The organism is Brevundimonas sp. (assembly GCF_035998205.1).
Classification (GTDB): domain Bacteria; phylum Pseudomonadota; class Alphaproteobacteria; order Caulobacterales; family Caulobacteraceae; genus Brevundimonas.
On the sequence record NZ_DASYHT010000004.1, the window covers coordinates 512440 to 530800 of the forward strand.

At 70.5% G+C, this 18361-nt stretch carries 19 protein-coding genes; 13 read left to right on the forward strand and 6 right to left on the reverse strand.

Annotated elements, in window-relative coordinates:
* Positions 1-193: 193 nt before the first annotated feature.
* The 3 genes from VGN74_RS05215 (at position 194) to VGN74_RS05225 (ending at position 2642) form a co-directional block, all read left to right on the forward strand.
* On the forward strand, positions 194-700 hold the full coding sequence (locus VGN74_RS05215) for a DOMON-like domain-containing protein (RefSeq protein ID WP_327446297.1): 507 nt from the start codon (positions 194-196) through the stop codon (positions 698-700).
* Positions 697-1896, forward strand: coding sequence for a DUF1343 domain-containing protein (locus tag VGN74_RS05220; RefSeq protein ID WP_327446298.1), 1200 nt, complete (start codon positions 697-699; stop codon positions 1894-1896). The genes VGN74_RS05215 and VGN74_RS05220 overlap by 4 nt, the downstream gene beginning before the upstream one ends.
* Positions 1897-1961: 65 nt before the next feature.
* Positions 1962-2642, forward strand: a complete 681-nt coding sequence (locus tag VGN74_RS05225; RefSeq protein ID WP_327446299.1) for a DUF6624 domain-containing protein — start codon at positions 1962-1964, stop codon at positions 2640-2642.
* On the opposite strand, the gene VGN74_RS05230 is transcribed toward VGN74_RS05225, so the two are convergent.
* Complete coding sequence (locus tag VGN74_RS05230) at positions 2643-3293, reverse strand: alpha/beta hydrolase (protein WP_327446300.1); 651 nt, start codon at positions 3291-3293, stop codon at positions 2643-2645.
* A gap of 158 nt (positions 3294-3451) precedes the next feature.
* On the opposite strand from VGN74_RS05230, the gene VGN74_RS05235 reads away from it, so the two are divergent.
* From VGN74_RS05235 to VGN74_RS05270, 8 genes are all read left to right on the forward strand, one after another.
* Positions 3452-3928 carry an Rrf2 family transcriptional regulator gene (locus VGN74_RS05235; protein WP_327446301.1) on the forward strand — a complete coding sequence of 159 codons (477 nt, stop codon included), beginning with the start codon at positions 3452-3454 and terminating at the stop codon, positions 3926-3928.
* Positions 3925-5061, forward strand: a complete 1137-nt coding sequence (locus VGN74_RS05240) for a cysteine desulfurase family protein (protein WP_327446302.1) — start codon at positions 3925-3927, stop codon at positions 5059-5061. Before VGN74_RS05235 ends, VGN74_RS05240 begins: the two co-directional genes overlap by 4 nt.
* Positions 5062-5063: 2 nt before the next feature.
* Positions 5064-6530 carry a Fe-S cluster assembly protein SufB gene (gene sufB, locus VGN74_RS05245; RefSeq protein ID WP_327446303.1) on the forward strand — a complete coding sequence of 489 codons (1467 nt, stop codon included), beginning with the start codon at positions 5064-5066 and terminating at the stop codon, positions 6528-6530.
* A gap of 13 nt (positions 6531-6543) precedes the next feature.
* Entirely contained in the window at positions 6544-7293 is a 750-nt protein-coding gene (sufC, locus tag VGN74_RS05250; RefSeq protein ID WP_327446304.1) for a Fe-S cluster assembly ATPase SufC, read from the forward strand.
* A complete protein-coding gene (gene sufD / locus VGN74_RS05255; RefSeq protein WP_327446305.1) occupies positions 7290-8303 on the forward strand; it encodes a Fe-S cluster assembly protein SufD in 1014 nt (337 codons plus the stop codon). Before sufC ends, sufD begins: the two co-directional genes overlap by 4 nt.
* 108 nt (positions 8304-8411) lie before the next feature.
* Complete coding sequence (locus VGN74_RS05260) at positions 8412-9575, forward strand: cysteine desulfurase (RefSeq protein WP_327446306.1); 1164 nt, start codon at positions 8412-8414, stop codon at positions 9573-9575.
* Positions 9576-9584: 9 nt separating this feature from the next.
* On the forward strand, positions 9585-9980 hold the full coding sequence (locus VGN74_RS05265) for an SUF system Fe-S cluster assembly protein (RefSeq protein ID WP_327446307.1): 396 nt from the start codon (positions 9585-9587) through the stop codon (positions 9978-9980).
* 17 nt (positions 9981-9997) lie between these two features.
* Positions 9998-10384, forward strand: coding sequence for an iron-sulfur cluster assembly accessory protein (locus tag VGN74_RS05270; protein ID WP_327446308.1), 387 nt, complete (start codon positions 9998-10000; stop codon positions 10382-10384).
* Here VGN74_RS05270 and VGN74_RS05275 read toward each other — a convergent pair.
* The 3 genes from VGN74_RS05275 to VGN74_RS05285 all read right to left on the reverse strand — a co-directional run bounded on the left by VGN74_RS05275 (position 10381) and on the right by VGN74_RS05285 (position 13815).
* Positions 10381-11154, reverse strand: coding sequence for a lysophospholipid acyltransferase family protein (locus VGN74_RS05275; protein WP_327446309.1), 774 nt, complete (start codon positions 11152-11154; stop codon positions 10381-10383). The two genes, VGN74_RS05270 and VGN74_RS05275, sit on opposite strands and share 4 nt — an antisense overlap.
* An 8-nt stretch (positions 11155-11162) precedes the next feature.
* Complete coding sequence (locus tag VGN74_RS05280; protein WP_327446310.1) at positions 11163-12227, reverse strand: GGDEF domain-containing protein; 1065 nt, start codon at positions 12225-12227, stop codon at positions 11163-11165.
* Positions 12228-12300: 73 nt separating this feature from the next.
* Entirely contained in the window at positions 12301-13815 is a 1515-nt protein-coding gene (locus tag VGN74_RS05285; RefSeq protein WP_327446311.1) for a DEAD/DEAH box helicase, read from the reverse strand.
* A gap of 239 nt (positions 13816-14054) precedes the next feature.
* Here VGN74_RS05285 and VGN74_RS05290 point away from each other — a divergent pair, with 239 nt between their 5' ends.
* Positions 14055-14435: a hypothetical protein gene (locus tag VGN74_RS05290; protein ID WP_327446312.1), complete on the forward strand. Its 381-nt coding sequence runs from the start codon at positions 14055-14057 to the stop codon at positions 14433-14435.
* Between the two features lie 44 nt (positions 14436-14479).
* Positions 14480-14953, forward strand: coding sequence for a phosphoglycerate mutase family protein (locus VGN74_RS05295; protein ID WP_327446313.1), 474 nt, complete (start codon positions 14480-14482; stop codon positions 14951-14953).
* Here VGN74_RS05295 and parE read toward each other — a convergent pair whose 3' ends face one another.
* Both parE and VGN74_RS05305 read right to left on the reverse strand, forming a co-directional pair.
* Positions 14954-17047, reverse strand: a complete 2094-nt coding sequence (gene parE, locus VGN74_RS05300) for a DNA topoisomerase IV subunit B (RefSeq protein ID WP_327446314.1) — start codon at positions 17045-17047, stop codon at positions 14954-14956.
* Complete coding sequence (locus tag VGN74_RS05305; RefSeq protein WP_327446315.1) at positions 16977-18335, reverse strand: O-antigen ligase; 1359 nt, start codon at positions 18333-18335, stop codon at positions 16977-16979. The genes parE and VGN74_RS05305 overlap by 71 nt, the downstream gene beginning before the upstream one ends.
* Between the last annotated feature and the right edge of the window lie 26 nt (positions 18336-18361).

The window sequence follows — 18361 nt, forward strand, 5'->3', positions numbered from 1 at the left end:
TCGGCTCCGTTAGCAGGGAAGCCGGCGGCCGTCTTGAGGGGAAGCGCGCCGGCAGGGGGCGGCGCAGGGGTTCGCGGGCCGCTCGCTCAGATCAGCGGGCGGTAATACAGGCCGGACAGGGCGCGGGCGGCGAACATGGCCCGTCCCTAGCCTTCGACATTGACCGTCGTCAATCCGGCGCTATCGCAGAGGGATGCGCCACCTGCTGTCGCCCTTTCCCGGTTCGCCCGCGTCGCCCGTCCAGCGGCTTGAGGTCGAGGTGAGCCGCGTGGAGGGGCGCATCGACCTCGTCTATGCGCTGGTGGGGGATCCCGACGGCGTGCTGTGGCCGGCCCCGGATGCCGGCGGCCGGGCCGACGAGCTTTGGCGCACCACCTGCTTCGAGGCGTTCGTGACCACGCCGGAAGGCTATGTGGAGTTCAACCTTTCGCCGTCCGGGCGCTGGGCCAGCTACGCCTTCGATGGATACCGCGAGGGCATGCGCCCGGCGGCCGAGACCGTGCAGGTGGCGCCCCTCTCGCGGACCGGGACCCGGGCGGTGCTGGCAGGAACCGTCGAGCTGCCGGCCGGGGCGCGGCGTCTGGCGCTCTCCGCCGTGATCGAGGCGGTCGACGGGACGCGCACCTACTGGGCCTTGGCGCATCCGTCGGATAAGCCGGACTTCCATCATCCCGACAGCTTCGTCCTGGACCTCCCATGATCTTCGGCATCGACCGTCTGCTCGCCGATCCGGCCCTGCTGGGCCAGCTGAAGGGGCGGCGCGTGGCCCTGCTGGCGCATCCGGCCTCGGTGACGGCGGACCTGACCCATTCGATCGACGCCCTGATCGCCGCCGGCGTGACCATCACCGCCGCCTTCGGGCCGCAGCATGGGATGAAGGGCGACCTGCAGGACAACATGATGGAGAGCCCGGACTATCGCGATCCGGTGCACGGCTTTCCGGTGTTCAGCCTATACGGCGAGGTGCGCCGCCCGCGCGACGCCTGGATGGATACCTTCGACGTCCTGCTGGTCGATCTGCAGGACCTCGGCTGCCGCATCTACACCTATGTGACGACCCTGCTGTACGTGCTGGAGGCGGCGGCGCAGCACGGGAAGACGGTGTGGGTGCTGGACCGGCCCAATCCGGCCGGGCGGCCGGTCGAGGGCACGACGCTGCAACCGGGCTGGGAGAGTTTCGTCGGCGCCGGCCCGATGCCGATGCGGCATGGCCTGACGCTGGGCGAGATGGGGCTGTGGTTCATCGACCACTTCCGGCTCGACGTCGATTACCGCGTCATCGAGATCCCGGACTACGACCCCGAGGCGGGGCCGGGCTTCGGCTGGCCGCTGGGCGCGCGCGCCTGGATCAACCCCAGCCCCAACGCGCCGAACCTGAGCATGGCGCGGGCCTATGCCGGAACGGTGATGCTGGAGGGCGCGACCCTGTCCGAAGGGCGGGGCACCACCCGGCCGCTGGAGCTGTTCGGCGCCCCGGACATCGACGCCCGGGCGGTCATCACCGAGATGCGCCGGCTGGCCCCGCACTGGCTGGACGGCTGCGTACTGCGCGACATGTGGTTCCAGCCGACCTTCCACAAGCACGTCGGCCAGCTGTGCTCCGGGGTGCAGATCCACTGCGAGGAGCCGCTGTACGACCACCACGCCTTCCGGCCCTGGCGGGTCCAGGCGGCGGGCTTCAAGGCCATCCGGAGCCTCTATCCCGACTACGACCTGTGGCGGGATTTCCCTTACGAGTATGCCTTCGGCAAGCTGCCGATCGACGTGATCAACGGCGGGCCCGGGCTGCGAGCGTGGGTCGACGACGGGGCCGCGACGGCAGACGACCTGGACGCGATCGCCGTGCCGGACGAAGCGGCGTGGCGCGAGGCCCGGCGGCCGTTCCTGCTGTACTGAGCGCGGGGCCTCGCCACCGGGCCGCCACAGTCTCGCGCTGATCTTGTGCTGCGGGAGGGCAACTCATGATCGGACTGCTGCTGGCCGGGGTTCTGGCGTTTCAGGATGCGCCCCCACTGAGCCCCGAAGCGCGGGCCCTGATCGCGCCGGTGGCCGAGGCCATCGCCGCCGAGGAAGCGCGACAGGCGGGGTTGCCGCCCCCTGCGGATGTGCGCGAGCGACTGGATCGTATGGGGGCGCTCGATCAGGCCGGTCGTCGCGCGGCCGTCAGGGTCGATCTGTCACCACTGCCCGAGGCAGAGCGAGACGCGGCGTTTGCTGCGATGGCCGCCCCGATCTCTGCCATGGACGATCGGCTTCTGGCGGAGCTGCTGACCCTGATCCCGCCGGAAGGCTGGTTCCACAAGAGCGTCTACGGCGAGCAGGCGGCCGGGGCCGCTTTCCTGATCATCCAGCATTCGGACATCGAGCAGTGGCGGCGCTTCGTGCCTGTGCTGGAGCCCCTGGTCGCGATCGGCGAGGTCGACGGCCAGGACTACGGGCTGATGTACGATCGGTTGGCGATCAACGAGGGGCGGCCGCAGCGATACGGCACCCAGGTGGTCTGTCGGAGCGGCAAGCTCGTCGTGGACTGGGACAACCTCGAGGATCCGGCCAATGCGGACGCCCGCCGCCTCGCGATCGGGTTTCCCGGGACGCTGGCCGAGTACGAGGCGACGTTTGCGGCCTATCCCCCCTGCGAATGATCAGGCTGGATTGGCTTCGAGGCGCTTGTCGAGATAGGCGCCGACACGGCGGTCAACGGCCTCGATGTGGTCCTGCCAGAAGTGGCTGGCGCCGTCCTCGAGCTCGTAGTCGATGACGATGCCCTTCTGGGCGCGCAGCTTGTTGACCACGCGCTCGACCTCGACCGGCGGCACGATGGTGTCGGCCGTGCCGTGCAGGAACAGGCCCGAGGCGGGGCAGGGGGCCAGGAAGCTGAAGTCGTACATGTTCGACGGCGGCGACACCGAGATGAAGCCGTCGGTCTCGGGCCGGCGCATCAGCAGCTGCATGCCGATGTAGGCGCCGAACTGGTAGCCGGCGACCCAGGTCTGGCTGGCGGCCGGGTTCTGGGCCTGCAGCCAGTCCAGCGCGGTGGCGGCGTCGGCCAGCTCGCCAATGCCCGAATCGAACTCGCCCTGGGACTTGCCGACCCCGCGGCTGTTGTAGCGCAGGGTCGCGAAACCGCGCTTGAGGAACAGCTGGTAGAGGGTGACCGCCACCGGGTTGTTCATGTGCCCGCCCGCCTTGGGGTGCGGGTGCAGGATCAGGGCGATCGGGGCGTTGGGGCGCTTGCCGGGGGAATAGCGGCCCTCGATGCGGCCGGAGGCGCCGGGCAGAATGACTTCAGGCATGGACGGGCGGAAATCCTGTTCAATCTCGGCCGAGGGGCCGGGAGAATACTTGACCGCACAGGTCGGACTTTCTAAGTCCAGCCAGCGCGACCGCTCCCGGTCCGAAGCCGGGGGCCATAGCAGACCGCTTCGCCCAGCGCACGGATTTTGAGGTCATCATGCGTCTGTCGACCAAGGGAAGGTACGCCGTCATGGCGATGGCCGACCTGGCCCGCAACGGCCGGGCCCCGGGGGGCGGCGAGCGCGCCGTGTCGCTGGCCGAGATCGCCTCGCGTCAGGAAATCTCCCTCAGCTACCTCGAGCAGCTGTTCGCGCGGCTGCGCAAGGCCGGGCTGGTGCGCAGCGTGCGCGGCCCCGGCGGCGGCTACCGGCTGGCCCGCGCGGCGGGAACCACCATGGTCTCCGAGATCGTGCTGGCGGTGGACGAGCCGATCCGCGCCACCCGCTGCCAGGCGCACAGCTCGCCGCGCGGCTGCATGCTCAGCGGCGAACGCTGCATCACCCATAACCTCTGGGAAGATCTCGGCGACGAGATCCATCGCTACCTGTCCAGCGTCTCGCTGGAGGATGTGATCGAGCGACGCACCCGCCGGGCTCCGACGTCGCCTGTCCTGGCGGCGGAGGCGGCGGCATGAAGGTCTATCTCGACTACAACGCCACCGCCCTCGTGCGTCCCGAAGTCCGCGCCGCGGTGCTGGAGACGATCGATGAGGGCGGCAACCCCAACGCCGTTCATGCGCTGGGCCGCCGCGCCCGCGCCCGCGTCGAGAGCGCCCGCGCCCAGGTGGCGGCGCTGGTCGGGGCCGATCCGACCGCGGTGATCTTCTCCTCCGGCGGCACCGAGTCGAACGCCCAGGGCCTGGCCAGCGCCCTGGCGGCCGGCTGCGAGCGGGTCATCGTCTCGGCCACCGAGCATCCCTGCGTGGCCGAGGCCGCCGCGGTGTGCGGCCGCCCGGTGGAGGTGCTGCCGGTGGACGGTGACGGGGTCGTGGACCTCGACTGGCTGAAGGCGGCGCTGGCGCGCCCGGGCCGGGCCTTCGTCGCCTTGCATCACGCCAACAACGAGAGCGGCGCGATCCAGCCGGTCGAGGCCGCCGCGGTCCTCGTGCGCGCCGCCGACGGCTGGCTGCACGTCGACGCCATCCAGTCGGCTGGCAAGATCCCCGTCGACATCGGCGCGCTGCAGGCCGACAGCCTGACCCTGTCGGGCCACAAGCTGGGCGGGCTGCAGGGCGTGGGTGCGCTGGTGCTGGGCGCCGGCCGCTCGGCGGTGCGCATCGTCCACGGGTCGGGGCAGGAGCGCGGTCTGCGCGCCGGCACCGAGAACACGCCCGGCATCGTCGGCTTCGGCGTCGCCGCCCAGTGCGCCGCGCGCGATCTGGCGACCCACGGCGACCAGGCCGGCTGGCGCGACGCCGCCGCCGCCCGGGTCAAGGCGGCCGGCGCCACGGTCATCGCCGAGGGCGCGCCGCGCCTCCCCAACACCCTGTTTCTCGCCGTCGCCGACTGGGAGAGCCCGCAGCAGCTGATCGCCCTGGATCTGGCCGGGATCATGATCTCGGCGGGGTCGGCCTGCAGCTCCGGCAAGACGAAGCCGTCGAAGACGATGCTGGCCATGGGGCTGGAGCCGCTGGCCACCGGGGCCGTGCGCGTCTCGGGCGGCTGGGGCACCACCGCAGACGATTGGTCGCGCTTCGCCGAGGCGTGGGCGACCACATATGAGAAGCACCGCGCGCGGATCACGCAGCGCTCGAAGGAACTCGCGTAACCATGGCCGCCGTCAAGGAAACCATCGACACGGTCGCCGAGCTGGAGCGCTACAAGCACGGCTTCGTCTCGGACATCGAACAGGAGTTCGCGCCCCCGGGCCTGAACGCGGACATCATCCGCTTCATCTCGGAGAAGAAGGGCGAGCCGGCCTGGATGCTGGAGTGGCGTCTGGCCGCCTATGAGCGCTGGCAGGCGATGGAGGCCCCGACCTGGGCCGCCGTCTCCTATCCGCCGATCGACTACCAGGCGCTCAGCTACTACGCCGCGCCCAAGCAGAAGGTGGCGCCGAAGAGCCTCGACGAGGTCGATCCCGAGCTGCTGGCCATCTACGAGAAGCTGGGCATCCCCCTGCGCGAGCAGGAGGTGCTGGCCGGGGTCGAGGGCGCGCCGCGCGTGGCCGTCGACGCCGTGTTCGACAGCGTCAGCGTGGTCACGACCTTCAAGGCCGAGCTGGCCAAGGCCGGCGTCATCTTCATGTCGATCTCCGAGGCCCTGCGCGAGCACCCCGAGCTGGTGCGCCAGTACCTCGGCTCGGTGGTGCCGGTCTCGGACAACTACTTCGCCGCCCTGAACAGCGCGGTCTTCTCCGACGGCTCCTTCGTCTATGTGCCGCCGGGCGTGCGCTGCCCGATGGAGCTGTCGACCTATTTCCGCATGAACGCCTCGGGTACGGGCCAGTTCGAGCGCACCCTGATCGTCGCCGCCGAGGGGGCCTATGTCTCCTACCTCGAGGGCTGCACCGCCCCGATGCGCGACGAGAACCAGCTGCATGCGGCGGTGGTCGAGATCGTGGCGCTGGACGACGCCGAGGTGAAGTACTCGACGGTCCAGAACTGGTACCCCGGCGACGCCGAGGGCAAGGGCGGCATCTACAACTTCGTGACGAAGCGCGCCGACTGCCGCGGCGACCGCTCCAAGGTCAGCTGGACCCAGGTCGAGACCGGCTCGGCCATCACCTGGAAGTACCCGTCCTGCGTGCTGAAGGGCGAGGAGAGCTCGGGCGAGTTCTACTCCATCGCCATCACCAACGGCCGCCAGCAGGCCGACACCGGCACCAAGATGATCCACCTCGGGAAGAACTCGAAGTCGCGGATCATCGCCAAGGCGGTCTCGGCCGGGAAGTCGGACTCGACCTACCGCGGCCTGGTGTCGGTGCACCCCAAGGCCACCGGCGTGCGCAACTTCACCCAGTGCGACAGCCTGCTGATCGGGAAAGAGTGCGGCTCGCACACCATCCCCTACATCGAGGCCCGCAACGGCTCGGCCCAGATGGAGCACGAGGCGACCACGACGCGCCTGTCCGAGGACCAGCTGTTCTACGCCCAGCAGCGCGGCCTGTCGGAAGAGGAGGCGGTGGCCCTGCTGGTCAACGGCTTCGTCCGCGACGTGCTGCAGGAACTGCCCATGGAGTTCGCCGTCGAGGCCCAGAAGCTGGTGGCGATCAGCCTCGAAGGTTCGGTCGGATAATCAAAGAAACACAATGCTCAAGATCGAAAACCTCCACGTCGCCATCGACGACAAGCCCATTCTCAAGGGCCTTTCCCTCGACGTTCCGGCGGGCGAGGTGCATGCGGTCATGGGGCCGAACGGGGCGGGCAAGTCGACGCTCGGCTACGCCCTGTCGGGCCGGCCCGGCTATGAGGCGACCGACGGCGCCGTGACCTGGAATGGCGCGGACCTGCTGGCGCTGGAGCCGGCCGAGCGTGCGGCGGCGGGGGTGTTCCTGTCGTTCCAGTATCCGCTTGAGATCCCGGGCGTCCCGGCCATGACCTTCATCCGCACCGCCCTGAACGCCCAGCGCCGGGCGCGCGGTGAGGACGAGGTCTCGGCCCCCGACTTCCTCAAGCGCGTGCGCGAGGCGGCCAGGGCCCTGAAGATGGACCTCGACATGCTGAAGCGGCCGCTCAACGTCGGCTTCTCCGGCGGCGAGAAGAAGCGGATGGAGATCCTGCAGATGGCCCTGCTGGAGCCGTCGCTGCTGATCCTCGACGAGACGGATTCCGGCCTCGACATCGACGCCCTGCGCATCGTCGCCGACGGGGTCAACGCCCTGCGCGCGCCGGACCGGGCCATGCTGGTCATCACCCACTACCAGCGCCTGCTCGACTACATCAAACCCGACCGGGTTCACGTGCTGGCCGGCGGCCGGATCGTCGCCTCGGGCGGCCCGGAGCTGGCGCTCGAGCTGGAGGCGGAGGGCTACGACAAGTTCCTCCCGGCGGCGGCGTGAGCGCCCTGATCGACCTGCGCGATCCCTCGTCCTTCCCGTCGCGGCGGGAGGAGGCCTGGAAGTACACCGACGTGCGCCGGGTCCTGCGCGAGGCCCCGCCGCCGTCGCCGGCCGGCGAGGTCGCGCCGGGCGGTCCGTTCGCTGGGCTGGACGGTGAAGAGCATGCGGTCGTCAACGGTCGCGGCGCCGAGCGGATCGTCGTGAGCGAAGGCGAGGCGGTGCGGCGGCTGCGCTTCGTCTCGACCAGCGCGGGGACGGGCCACCAGGCCGAGGTCGCCATCGAGGTGGCGGCGGGGGCGTCGCTGCTTCTGCTGGAGAGCCATGAGGGGCAGGCCGCGGGCTATGTCGCCAATGCGCGGCTGACCATCACGGTGGGCGAGGGCGCGCGCCTGACCCGCGTGGTGCTGGGCGAGGATGCGGCCGACGCGCTGGCCTTTGTGCGCGCCGAGGTGGCGCTGGCGCCCGGTGCCACCTTCCAGCAAACCACTGTCACCACGGGCGCCAAGCTGCAGCGCTTCGAGACCCATGTGCGGCATCCGGGGCAGGGCGCCTCGGTTCGGCTGGACGGGCTCTACGCCCTGACCGGCGAGCGCCACGCGGACCTGACCAGCGTCGTCACCCACGCCGGTCGCGACGGGGTCACCAGCCAGCTGACCAAGGGTTCGGTGCGCGATACCGGCCGCGGCGTCTTCCAGGGCAAGATCGTCGTCGAGCGTGGGGCCGACGGCACCGACGCCCGCATGGGGCATCACGCCCTGATCCTTTCTGAGCGCGGCGAGATCGACGCCAAGCCCGAGCTGATCATCTACGCCGACGAGGTGCAGTGCGCCCACGGCAACACCATCGGCGCGCTGGATGAAGACGCGCTGTTCTACATGCAGCAGCGCGGGCTCCCGGCCGACGAGGCCCGCGCCCTGCTGACCCAGGCCTTCCTGCTCGAGGTCGTCGACCGGGTCGACCACGAGGGCGCGCGAGAGGCGGTGCGGACATGGCTGACGCAGCGGCTGTGACGACGGCTGTGAACACTCCTCCCCCGCAGAGCGAAGCGGCGCGGGGGAGGAGATGCGCGCTTCGACCCGCTTCCCATCCGCGCCCAGTTCCCGATCCTGTCGCGGCAGGTGAACGGGCGGCCGCTGGTCTATCTGGACAACGCCGCCTCGGCGCAAAAGCCGCGGGCGGTGATCGACGCCCTGACGCGGGCGATGGAGGGCAGCTACGCCAACGTCCATCGCGGCCTGCACACCCTGGCCAATGAGACGACCGAGGCGTTCGAGGCGGCGCGGGCTTCGGTGGCGCGGTTCCTGAACGCCCCGGGACCGGACAACATCGTCTTCACCAAGGGCGGCACCGAGGCGATCAATCTGGTCGCCCACGGACTGGGCGCGGACCTGGAGCCCGGCGACGAGATCGTCGTCAGCCAGATGGAGCACCACTCGAACCTGGTGCCGTGGATGATGCTGCGTGAGACGCGCGGCGCCGTGGTGCGGTTCGCGCCGGTGCAGGACGACGGCGCGCTCGACATGGCGGCGCTCAGGGCCCTGATCGGCCCGCGCACACGCGTGGTGGCGATCACCCACATGTCCAATGTGCTGGGCACGATCAATCCGGTGGCCGAGATCGCGGCGCTGGCGCGCGCGGCGGGCGCCCGGACCGTGATCGACGGCTGCCAGGGGGCGGTCCACTGTGTCCCGGACGTGCAGGCGCTGGGCTGCGACTTCTACGTCATCACCGGCCACAAACTGTATGGCCCGACCGGCATCGGCGCGCTCTACGGGCGGACGGAAGCGCTGGAGGCCCTGCCGCCGTGGCAGGGCGGCGGCGAGATGATCGAGACGGTGACGGAGGAGGGCGTGACCTACGCCCCGCCGCCGGCGCGGTTCGAGGCGGGCACCCCGCCGATCCTCGAGGCCATCGGGCTGGGCGCCGCGCTGGACTGGTATGGGGCTTTCGATCGCCATGCGGTGGCCGCCCACGAGCAGGCGCTCTACGCCCACGCCCGGGCGCGGCTGGAGGGCGTCGAGGGGCTGCGGGTGCTGGGCGAGGCGCCCGGCAAGGGCGCGATCCTGACCTTCACCCTCGAGGGCGCCCACGCCCACGACCTGGCCCAGATCATGGACCGCTACGGCGTCGCCGTGCGGGCAGGGCTGCACTGCGCCGAACCGCTGGCGCGCCGCTTCGGCGTCACCGCCAGCGCCCGAGCCTCCTTCGCCCTCTACAACACCCTCGACGAGGCCGACGCCTTCGTCGACGCGCTGCTCAAGGCGCGGAACTTCTTCGTCTGAGCCCCGCCGATGTCCGAGCCCGCCGACGCCATCACCCGCAGCCCCGACTTCGCCGAGAGCTGGGACGCGCCGCAGAAGAGCGCCCTGTCGCTGGACGAGCTGGCGCGCCTGACCGACGAGATGATCGCGGCGCTGAAGACGGTCTACGACCCCGAGATCCCGGTCGACATCTATGAACTGGGGCTGATCTACCGCGTTGACGTGTCGGACGACCGCGACGTGGTCATCGACATGACCCTGACCGCGCCCGGTTGTCCCGTCGCCGGCGAGATGCCCGGCTGGGTCGAGGCCGCCGTGCGCAAGATCGACGGCCTCGGCGACGTCCGCGTCAATCTGGTGTTCGACCCGCCGTGGGACGCCTCGAAGATGAGCGACGAGGCCAAGCTCGCGCTCAACATGTTCTGATCCGGAGCCGCACGCCCATGTCCGAGCTCGCTACCGCTCCCCGCCCGCGCCGTCCGCGCCCCAAGGTCGTCACCCTGACCGAGGCCGCCGCCACGCGCGTGCGCGAGATCATGGACGGGGCCGACAAGCCCTACGTCGGCCTGCGCGTGGGGGTGAAGAACGGCGGCTGCGCGGGGCAGGAGTACACCCTCGCCTATGCCGAGGCCGTCGCGCCGCTGGATGAGGTGGTCGAGGACAAGGGCGTCACCGTGCTGGTGGAGCCGAAGGCGGTGCTGTTCCTGATCGGCACCGAGATCGACTATGTCACCGACCGGCTGGCCTCGAAGTTCGTGTTCCGCAACCCCAACCAGACCGACGCCTGCGGCTGTGGCGAGAGCGTCACCATCGTCCCGGCGGCGAGCTAGCTGGCCGCGGCCCGGCGCAGTTCGTCGGGCGTGGGCACCTGCACCGCGGGCGTGACCGGACGGCCGGTGGCCTCGGCCACCAGCTCCGCCGTGCGCCCCTCGATGGCCGCCTCCAGCTGCGCCAGGAAGGCCTCCTTCGGCAGGCCGGGCGGGATCGGGGCGAGAAACTCCAGCGTGGCGGTTCCCGGATGCTTCTCGAAGGCTTCCTGCGGCCAGAACAGGCCGAGGTTGGTGGCGACCGGCACGACCGGCAGGTCGAAGTCCCGCGCCATGTGCCAGACGCCGGAGCGATAGCGGAACTTCTCGCCCACCTTCGCCAGATTGCCTTCCGGGAAGATCAGGATGCGTCGCCCCTCGGCGTGGGCGTCGGCGGCGCGGGCCTTGAGCGCCTCGCGCGCCCGGTGGCCGCCGCAGTTGTTGACGACGATCGCCCCGAGCTTGCGCAGCACCGTCGACAGCAGCGGGAACTTTTCCAGATGGTCACCGGTGACGAAGGCGAGGTCGTCGAACTGGTCGTAGGTGGCGAAGCCGTCGCCCCAGCTCTGGTGCTTGGAGGCGATGATGAAAGCCCCGTCCGGCAGGCGCTCGCGGCCGCGCACCTCGATGCGGATGCCGGCGAACAGCCGCATGGCCTGCACCATGCGGCGCACGTACTGGCGGATGACGCGACTGGTCAGCGCCCGGCCGGGGGCGAGCGCGGCGAAAGCGGCCGTAAGGCCGTAGCCGATCGACAGGATCCAGTAGGCGATATTGAAGGCGAGGCTGCGCACGGGGTGGGTCAGGCGGCCTGCTGGCCGTCGACCGTCCGGGCGTCGGTGACGCAGTTCCGTCCGCGCTTCTTGGAGGCGTAAAGGGCCTGGTCGGCCCGCTCGATCAGGGCGGTCGGGGCTTCGCCCGCGCGCAGCTCCGCGAGGCCAGCGGAAACGGTGATGGTGCCCAGCTCGTGATTGGTCGAGCGGCGGCGCAGCTGGCGGGAGGCGATCTCCTCGCGCACCTCATTGAGGACGGCGGCTACGCCTTCGGGGGCCTCGCCGGGGAAGATCAGCGCGAACTCCTCGCCGCCGTAGCGGGCGGCGGTGCGCGGCGTCTTGGCGACGCGGCCGAGCACGCTCGCCACATAGCGGATCACCTGGTCGCCGGTCTGATGACCCCAGGTGTCGTTGAAGCGCTTGAAGTGGTCGATATCGAGCACCGCAAGCGTCAGGGGCGCGCCGCTGCGGCCGGCCTCGGCGCAGGCCTGGTCGAGCGCCTCGTCAAACGCCTTGCGGTTGGCGAGGTTGGTGAGGGCGTCGGTCATGGCGTCACGCCGGACCTGCTCCAGGTGCTCGCGCAGGCGGGATACCTCCTGCACCGAATCTTCGAGCCGCCGTTCCAGCGCCGCGTTTTCGCCGCGCACCTTTTCGGTGGCGGCCGACAGGGAACGCACGACCGAGGCCAGGCCGTCGGCGGCTTCTGCAGTCTCGATCTGGCCCGAGGCCGCGGCCAGGGTTTCGCCGTAGGCCTTCTGCGAGGACTGGGCCTCGGCGATGGCCTGGGAGACCGTGCTCAGTTCACGGTTCAGGACGGCGCCCGCGTCACGGATCTCGTCCGACAGGCGGGTGCGCGACAGATAACGCGCTGCAAGATCTTCCGCCGCCGCCTCGGTGAACGGCTGATGGTCCGCCACCAGCCGCCCGATCTCCTGACCGAGCGCGCCGTTGGGATCGCCGACATAGTGCAGCCAGAGCTCGAAGTTCAGCGGGGTCGGCCAGACTCCGGCCGCCTGCATCTGCTCGAGCGCCCGGCGCGCAAGCTCGAAGGCCTGCGGACCCCGGAGATCCGTCTCGATCTGGCTTTTCGACACACGCCGCTCCCTAAGGGGTCTTACGTAGACCTTAGGCCGGGGCGTCTAACACGGCCTTAATCGAACGTCGAAATCAGGATCGAATTCGCACGGGACGCCGCAGGAAGGCGGGCACGTCGTCGCCAAAGCCCCGCCCGGCAGGCACTGCGGCCGATTCGGGTGCAGGGCGTCCGCCCCGGCTTCCGCCACGCTCCCGCGGCGGCGCGCTCCGGGCCGGGCGGTCGCTTTCGGTGGCGGCAGCGGCCTGCGGGGCCGCCTCGACCGGGGCGACATCGGCCCCCGGCCGGTCCTTCGGCGCGCGGCGCGCCCGGTCGCGATCCCGCCGGCGCGGGGCGTCTTCCGCATCGTTGGCCGGAGCGACGGCCTCGGCCGGCGCTGGCGTGGCGATATCAGCCTCGGCCTCCGGCGCCCGCTCGCGGCGGCGACGGCCGTCTCGCTCGGGCCGGCCAGCCGGCGCAGCAGTATCGAGCGTGAGGGTTTCCGGGGTCTTGCGAGTGAGCTTGAGGACCTTGTCGTAGGACTTCTCGTCCGCGGGGGTCACGATCATGTAGGCCTCGCCGGTGCGGCCGGCGCGGCCGGTCCGCCCGATGCGGTGCACATAGTCGTCGGCGTGGTGCGGCACGTCGTAGTTGAAGACGTGGCTGACCTCGGGAATGTCGAGCCCGCGGGCGGCGACGTCGGAGGCCACCAGCAGCTTCAGCTCGCCGGCGCGGAAGGCGGCCAGCGTCTTCATGCGCATCGACTGGTCGAGGTCGCCATGGATCGGCGCGGCGTCAAAGCCGTGCGTCTTCAGCGACTTGGCGACCACATCGACTTCCGACTTGCGGTTGCAGAAGACGATGCCGTTGTTGACTTCGGAGCGCCGGATCAGGGCCCGCAGCGCCTCGCGCTTGGCCTTGGGGTCCGACGAGGGGATCGGCGCGACGTACTGGGTGATGGTATCCGCCGTCATGGCCGGACGCGAGGCCTCGATCCGGGTCGGATCCTTGAGGAACTGCTGCGTCAGCCGGGTGATCTCCGGCGGCATGGTGGCCGAGAAGAACAGGGTCTGGCGCCGCGGCGGCGTCAGCTTGAAGATCCGCTCGATGTCGGGGATGAAACCCATGTCGAGCATGCGGTCGGCCTCGTCGACCACCATCAGCTCAACCCCGGTCAGCAGCATCTTGCCGCGCTCGAACAGGTCCAGCAGGCGGCCCGGGGTGGCGATCAGGACGTCGACGCCCTTGTTCAGGGCCGCCACCTGGTCGCCCATCGAAACGCCGCCGATCAGCAGGACCCAATTCAGCTTGGTGCCCTTGGCGTACTTTTCGAACGAGGAGGCCACCTGGTCCGCCAGTTCGCGGGTCGGAGCCAGCACCAGGGCGCGCGGCATGCGGGCCCGGGCGCGGCCCGACTGCAGCCGGTCGATCATCGGCAGGGTGAAGGCGGCCGTCTTGCCGGTGCCGGTCTGGGCGATGCCCAGCACGTCCCGGCCGGCGAGGGCGACGGGGATGGCCTGTTCCTGGATGGGGGTGGCGGTGGTGTAGCCGGTAGCGGCCACGGCGGCGAGGGTCGTCTGAGACAGACCCAGGCTGGAGAATTCGGTCATGAAGTCCTTCGGGACGAGAGCGGATATCCGGACGCTCCGCGCATCGGAACGCCCTGTCGGCCTGTCGGAACCGCCCGTTTGTCCGGGGGCGTGCGGGCGGCGCGACTCGCCATCCTGTCCCAAAGGCTGCGGGGCTATAGGGAAATCCCCACGCAAAAGTCAAGTATTACTCCGGGCCAGCCCCTATTGGCGGATCATGAACATCTGTTAACAGTTGCGGCGGGAGAGGGAGGCTCAGAATGCGATCAACAGCATGCGCCCGGGCTCTGGCCGGGTTGGCGGCGGCTGCAAGCGTCGGTCTGGCGGAGCCGGCCTCGGCCAGCCCCGATCTGGAGCCGGCCTTCGGCAATACGGTCGTGTCGGAGTATCCGGACGGCGGCTGGGTCCGCCACTGGTTCGAACCGGACGGCCGTTACCGGGCCCTGTTTTCCAGCGGGCGCGAGATCTCGGGCCGCTGGCGGGTCGAGGGCGACCGCATCTGCCTGAACGACATCACACCGTCGATCATGATGATCCGCCGCTTCTGCACGCCGATGATCGAGGGCGAGGTCGGCGCCCGCTGGACCTCGCGCGATCCTCTCGGCCGCCGGGTGACCAACCAGCTGGTGCGCGGCCGCTGATGATGTCTCGCCCTAAGCGGGCGCTCGCAGCGTTGGTCATCGGCTTGACCACTGCGACCGCGGTTCAGGCGCAGACCGTTGTGGTGGTCCGGCACGCCGAGCGCGACGGGCCTTCGGCCGATCCGGGGCTCTCGGCCGCCGGACATGTCCGCGCCGCCGTGCTGGCGGAGAGTCTGGGGGCCGCGCCTGACCTGATTCTGACAAGCGATCTGCGGCGCACGCACCAGACGGCGACCCCGACGGTTGAGCGGTTTGGTCGACGCTCCGTGGCCGTGCCGCTGACGGACGGGGTCTCCCGCCAGGTAGCCGCTACGGTCGCCCTGCTGGCAGCGCTGGAGCCCGGGGATCACGCCCTCGTGGTCGGGCACAGCAATACGGTGCCGCTGATCGTCCGGGCGCTCGGGGCTGAGGCCGACGATATGCCGGAATGCGAGTACGACCGCCTGACGATCGTCACGCTTGCGCCGGAGGGCGCGCGGGCTGAGGTCAGGCGCTTCGGTGCGCCCACGCCCTGTTGATCAGACGTCCAGGTCCGCCGTGGCGAAGCGGGCGTTTTCCTGGATGAACTGGTAGCGGGCCTCGGCCTTGCGGCCCATCAGGCGCTCGACCAGGTCCTCGATCTCCTCCTCGGAGGCGGGCAGAGTGACCCGCGCCAGCGTGCGCTTCTTCGGGTCCATGGTCGTCTCCTTGAGCTGGGACGCCATCATTTCGCCGAGGCCCTTGAAGCGGCCGATCTCGACCTTGCGCCCCTTGAACACCGTGGCCAGCAGCTCGTCGCGGTGCGCGTCGTCGCGGGCGTACTCCGACAGGGCGCCGGCCTGGATCCGGTAGAGCGGCGGCAGGGCGAGGAAGACCCGGCCCTGGCGGATCGCCTCCGGCATGGAGCGGTAGAAGAAGGTGATCAGCAGGGCGGCGATGTGGGCCCCGTCGACGTCGGCGTCGGTCATGATGACGATGCGCTCGTAGCGCAGGTCCTCGAGACGGAAGCGGCTGCCGGGCTGGACGCCCAGCGCCAGCGCCAGGTCCGACAGTTCCTGGTTCTGCCGCAGCTTGTCGGCGGTGGCCGAAGCGACGTTCAGGATCTTGCCGCGCAGGGGCAGGATGGCCTGGGTGTTGCGGTCACGGGCCTGTTTGGCCGAGCCGCCGGCCGAGTCCCCCTCGACGATGAACAGCTCGGTGCCCTCGGCCGCCTGACGGGTGCAGTCGGCCAGCTTGCCGGGCAGCCGCAGCTTGCGGGTGGCGGCGGCGCGCTGGACCTCCTTGTCCTTGCGACGCTTGAGCCGTTCCTCGGCCCGCTCGATGATGAAGCCGAGCAGGGTGTTGGCCTGCTTCGGGCTCTCGGTCAGCCAGTGGTCGAAGGGATCGCGCAGCAGCTGCTCGACCAGCCGTTGCCCCTCGGGCGAAGACAACCTGTCCTTGGTCTGGCCCTGGAACTCGGGATTGCGGATGAAGACGCTGATCAGGGCCCCGGCGTTGGCGATGACGTCCTCGGCGGTGATCAGGCCGGCGCGCTTCTCGCCGGTCAGCTCGCCATAGGCCTTGAGCCCCTTGACCAGGGCAGCGCGGAAGCCGGCCTCATGGGTGCCGCCGTCGGGCGTCGACACGGTGTTGCAGTAGGAGCTGACGAAGCCGTCGGCCTCGCCGAAACCGGCGGCGGTCCAGGTCACGGCCCATTCGACCGCGCCCGCCTCGCCCTGGCGCTCGACGCGGCCGGCGAAGGCGGGGGTGACCGTCTCCACCTCGCCGATCCGCTCTGCGAGGGCGTCGGCAAGTCCGCCCGGGAAGTGCAGCACGGCCTCGGTCGGGGTCTGGTCCGTGATCCGCTCGGCGGCGCAGGTCCAGCGGATCTCGACGCCGCGGAACAGATAGGCCTTGGAGCGGGCCATGCGGAACAGGCGGGCCGGCTTGAACGCCGCGCCGACGCCGAAGATCTCCTCGTCCGGCCGGAAGCGCACCAGGGTGCCGCGCTTCCGCGACGGGCCGGCCTGCTCGACGGGGCCCAGCACATGGCCGCGGGAGAAGGCCTGGCGCCATTCGAACCCGTCCCGCCAGACCATGACCTCCAGCCGCTCGGACAGGGCGTTGACCACCGAGACACCGACGCCGTGCAGGCCGCCGGAGGTCTCATAGGCCTTGCCCGAGAACTTGCCGCCCGAGTGCAGCACGGTCATCACCACCTCGAGCGCCGACTTGCCCGGGTGCTTCGGATGCGGGTCGACCGGAATGCCCCGGCCGTCGTCGCGCACCGACAGATAGCCCTCGGCGTCGAGATGGACCTCGATCCGCTTGGCATGGCGGGCCACGGCCTCGTCCATGGCGTTGTCCAGCACCTCGGCGAACAGATGGTGCAGGGCCCGCTCATCGGTGCCGCCGATGTACATGCCCGGCCGCTTTCGCACCGGTTCGAGGCCCTCGAGCACCTCGATCGACGAGGCCGAGTAGCCCTCGGCTCCGGCGGGGGCAGGGGGGGCAGGCGGGGCTGGGGGAGGCGCGGGGGTCGGCGCAGGCGCCGCCGGCTCAACTGCAGGCGCAGGCGTCGCCTCAGCCGCCGGGGCGGAGGGCGTTGCCGAGGGCAGGTCGAACAGGGACGGAACTTCGGCGGGCTTGGCCATGACCAGACAATGCGGCGATTCGGGAGGGGGTCTGGTAGGCCGGGCGGAGGTCCGGCGCAACCGCGGTCGGGACCGGATAGCCGAGCATCATCGTCCCGCGCGCCACAATCGCCAGCACCATCACCCAGGCGAGGTCCTGATGGTGCATCAGCACCGACTCCGACAGGCTGAGCGTCAGGACAATGGCGAGGTAGGCGAGGCTGAAGCCGCCCTCGGTGAGGCCGGTCGTGCGCAGCCGCGCCACGGTTCCGGTGAAGCCGATGAGGAAGATGGTTGCGACGAGGACCGCGCCCGGCCAGCCGACCTGGACCAGCAGGTCGATCCAGCCGTTGTGCGCCGATGGAACAAGCCACCCGGTCTGCGCCTGGATGATGTCCGCCGGCACGGAGGTGCGCGTCCAGAAGGCGGCGTAGCCATAGCCGGTCCACGGTCGCTCGGCGACCATGTCCATCAGCGCCGCCCAGATGTCGGTGCGGCCGGTCAGCGACGGGTCCTTGCCGAGCGCCACGAGGATCGTCGGCCCCTCGAGGGTGAAGGCGATCCCGACGACGATGGCGGCGAAGGTGGCGCCCCAGACGGCCAGCACGCCCATGACCGCCCCGCCCTGGCGCGCCGCCCAGACCGCGCCGACAAGGCCGACGCCGATCAGCCAGCAGAGCAGGGACGTTTTCGACTGGGTCATGACCATCAGGAAGGTCGCCAGCACGAGGGTGAGCGCCGCGAACCGCCAGGCGCGGTCACCGACCGCCAGCCAGGCGGCGGCGGCGACCGAGACGCAGACCATCACCTGGCCCATCTGGTTCTTCTCGTACCACATCCCCCGCCACAGGCCGTCGTTCACCTCACGGTGGATGCCGATGGCCGGGAAGGCCAGGACGAAGACGAGGCTGCCGACCGCCATCAGCAGGCCGGCGCAGGCGATCAGGCGGGGCAGGGCCACGCCGCGATAGACGCTGCCCAGATAGACGGCGAAGGCGCCGGCCATGGCCAGGGCGATGACCCGGCGCTGGGTCGTGGCCGCATCGATCGACCACCACTTCGAGGCGAAGGCCAGCAACACCGTCAGCACCAGCAGCAGCAGGGCGGGCCAGGCGCGGACGATGCGATCAAGCCGGCGCAGGAACAGGCCGGCGATGACGGCGAACACCGGCAGCCAGACCAGCCGCAGGATCGGCGTCTCCTCCTGCGTCGGGGCGAACACCGGCCCGACGAAGGCGCCCGTCAGCATGATCACCACAAAGCCGGCCGCGGCCTGCTCCCACCACGGCGGGGCGGGGGGCGCGGTCACGGACAGGGGGGAAGGGGCGGCGCGCA

Coding starts and splice junctions, on each gene's coding strand:
- VGN74_RS05240 (WP_327446302.1), top strand. CDS start 3,925: ATGAAGGTCTATCTCGACTACAACGCCACCGCCCTCGTGCGTCCCGAA.
- VGN74_RS05215 (WP_327446297.1), top strand. CDS start 194: ATGCGCCACCTGCTGTCGCCCTTTCCCGGTTCGCCCGCGTCGCCCGTC.
- sufB (WP_327446303.1), top strand. CDS start 5,064: ATGGCCGCCGTCAAGGAAACCATCGACACGGTCGCCGAGCTGGAGCGC.
- VGN74_RS05230 (WP_327446300.1), bottom strand. CDS start 3,293: ATGCCTGAAGTCATTCTGCCCGGCGCCTCCGGCCGCATCGAGGGCCGC.
- VGN74_RS05220 (WP_327446298.1), top strand. CDS start 697: ATGATCTTCGGCATCGACCGTCTGCTCGCCGATCCGGCCCTGCTGGGC.
- VGN74_RS05290 (WP_327446312.1), top strand. CDS start 14,055: ATGCGATCAACAGCATGCGCCCGGGCTCTGGCCGGGTTGGCGGCGGCT.
- VGN74_RS05225 (WP_327446299.1), top strand. CDS start 1,962: ATGATCGGACTGCTGCTGGCCGGGGTTCTGGCGTTTCAGGATGCGCCC.
- VGN74_RS05285 (WP_327446311.1), bottom strand. CDS start 13,815: ATGACCGAATTCTCCAGCCTGGGTCTGTCTCAGACGACCCTCGCCGCC.
- parE (WP_327446314.1), bottom strand. CDS start 17,047: ATGGCCAAGCCCGCCGAAGTTCCGTCCCTGTTCGACCTGCCCTCGGCA.
- VGN74_RS05265 (WP_327446307.1), top strand. CDS start 9,585: ATGTCCGAGCCCGCCGACGCCATCACCCGCAGCCCCGACTTCGCCGAG.
- VGN74_RS05270 (WP_327446308.1), top strand. CDS start 9,998: ATGTCCGAGCTCGCTACCGCTCCCCGCCCGCGCCGTCCGCGCCCCAAG.
- sufC (WP_327446304.1), top strand. CDS start 6,544: ATGCTCAAGATCGAAAACCTCCACGTCGCCATCGACGACAAGCCCATT.
- VGN74_RS05235 (WP_327446301.1), top strand. CDS start 3,452: ATGCGTCTGTCGACCAAGGGAAGGTACGCCGTCATGGCGATGGCCGAC.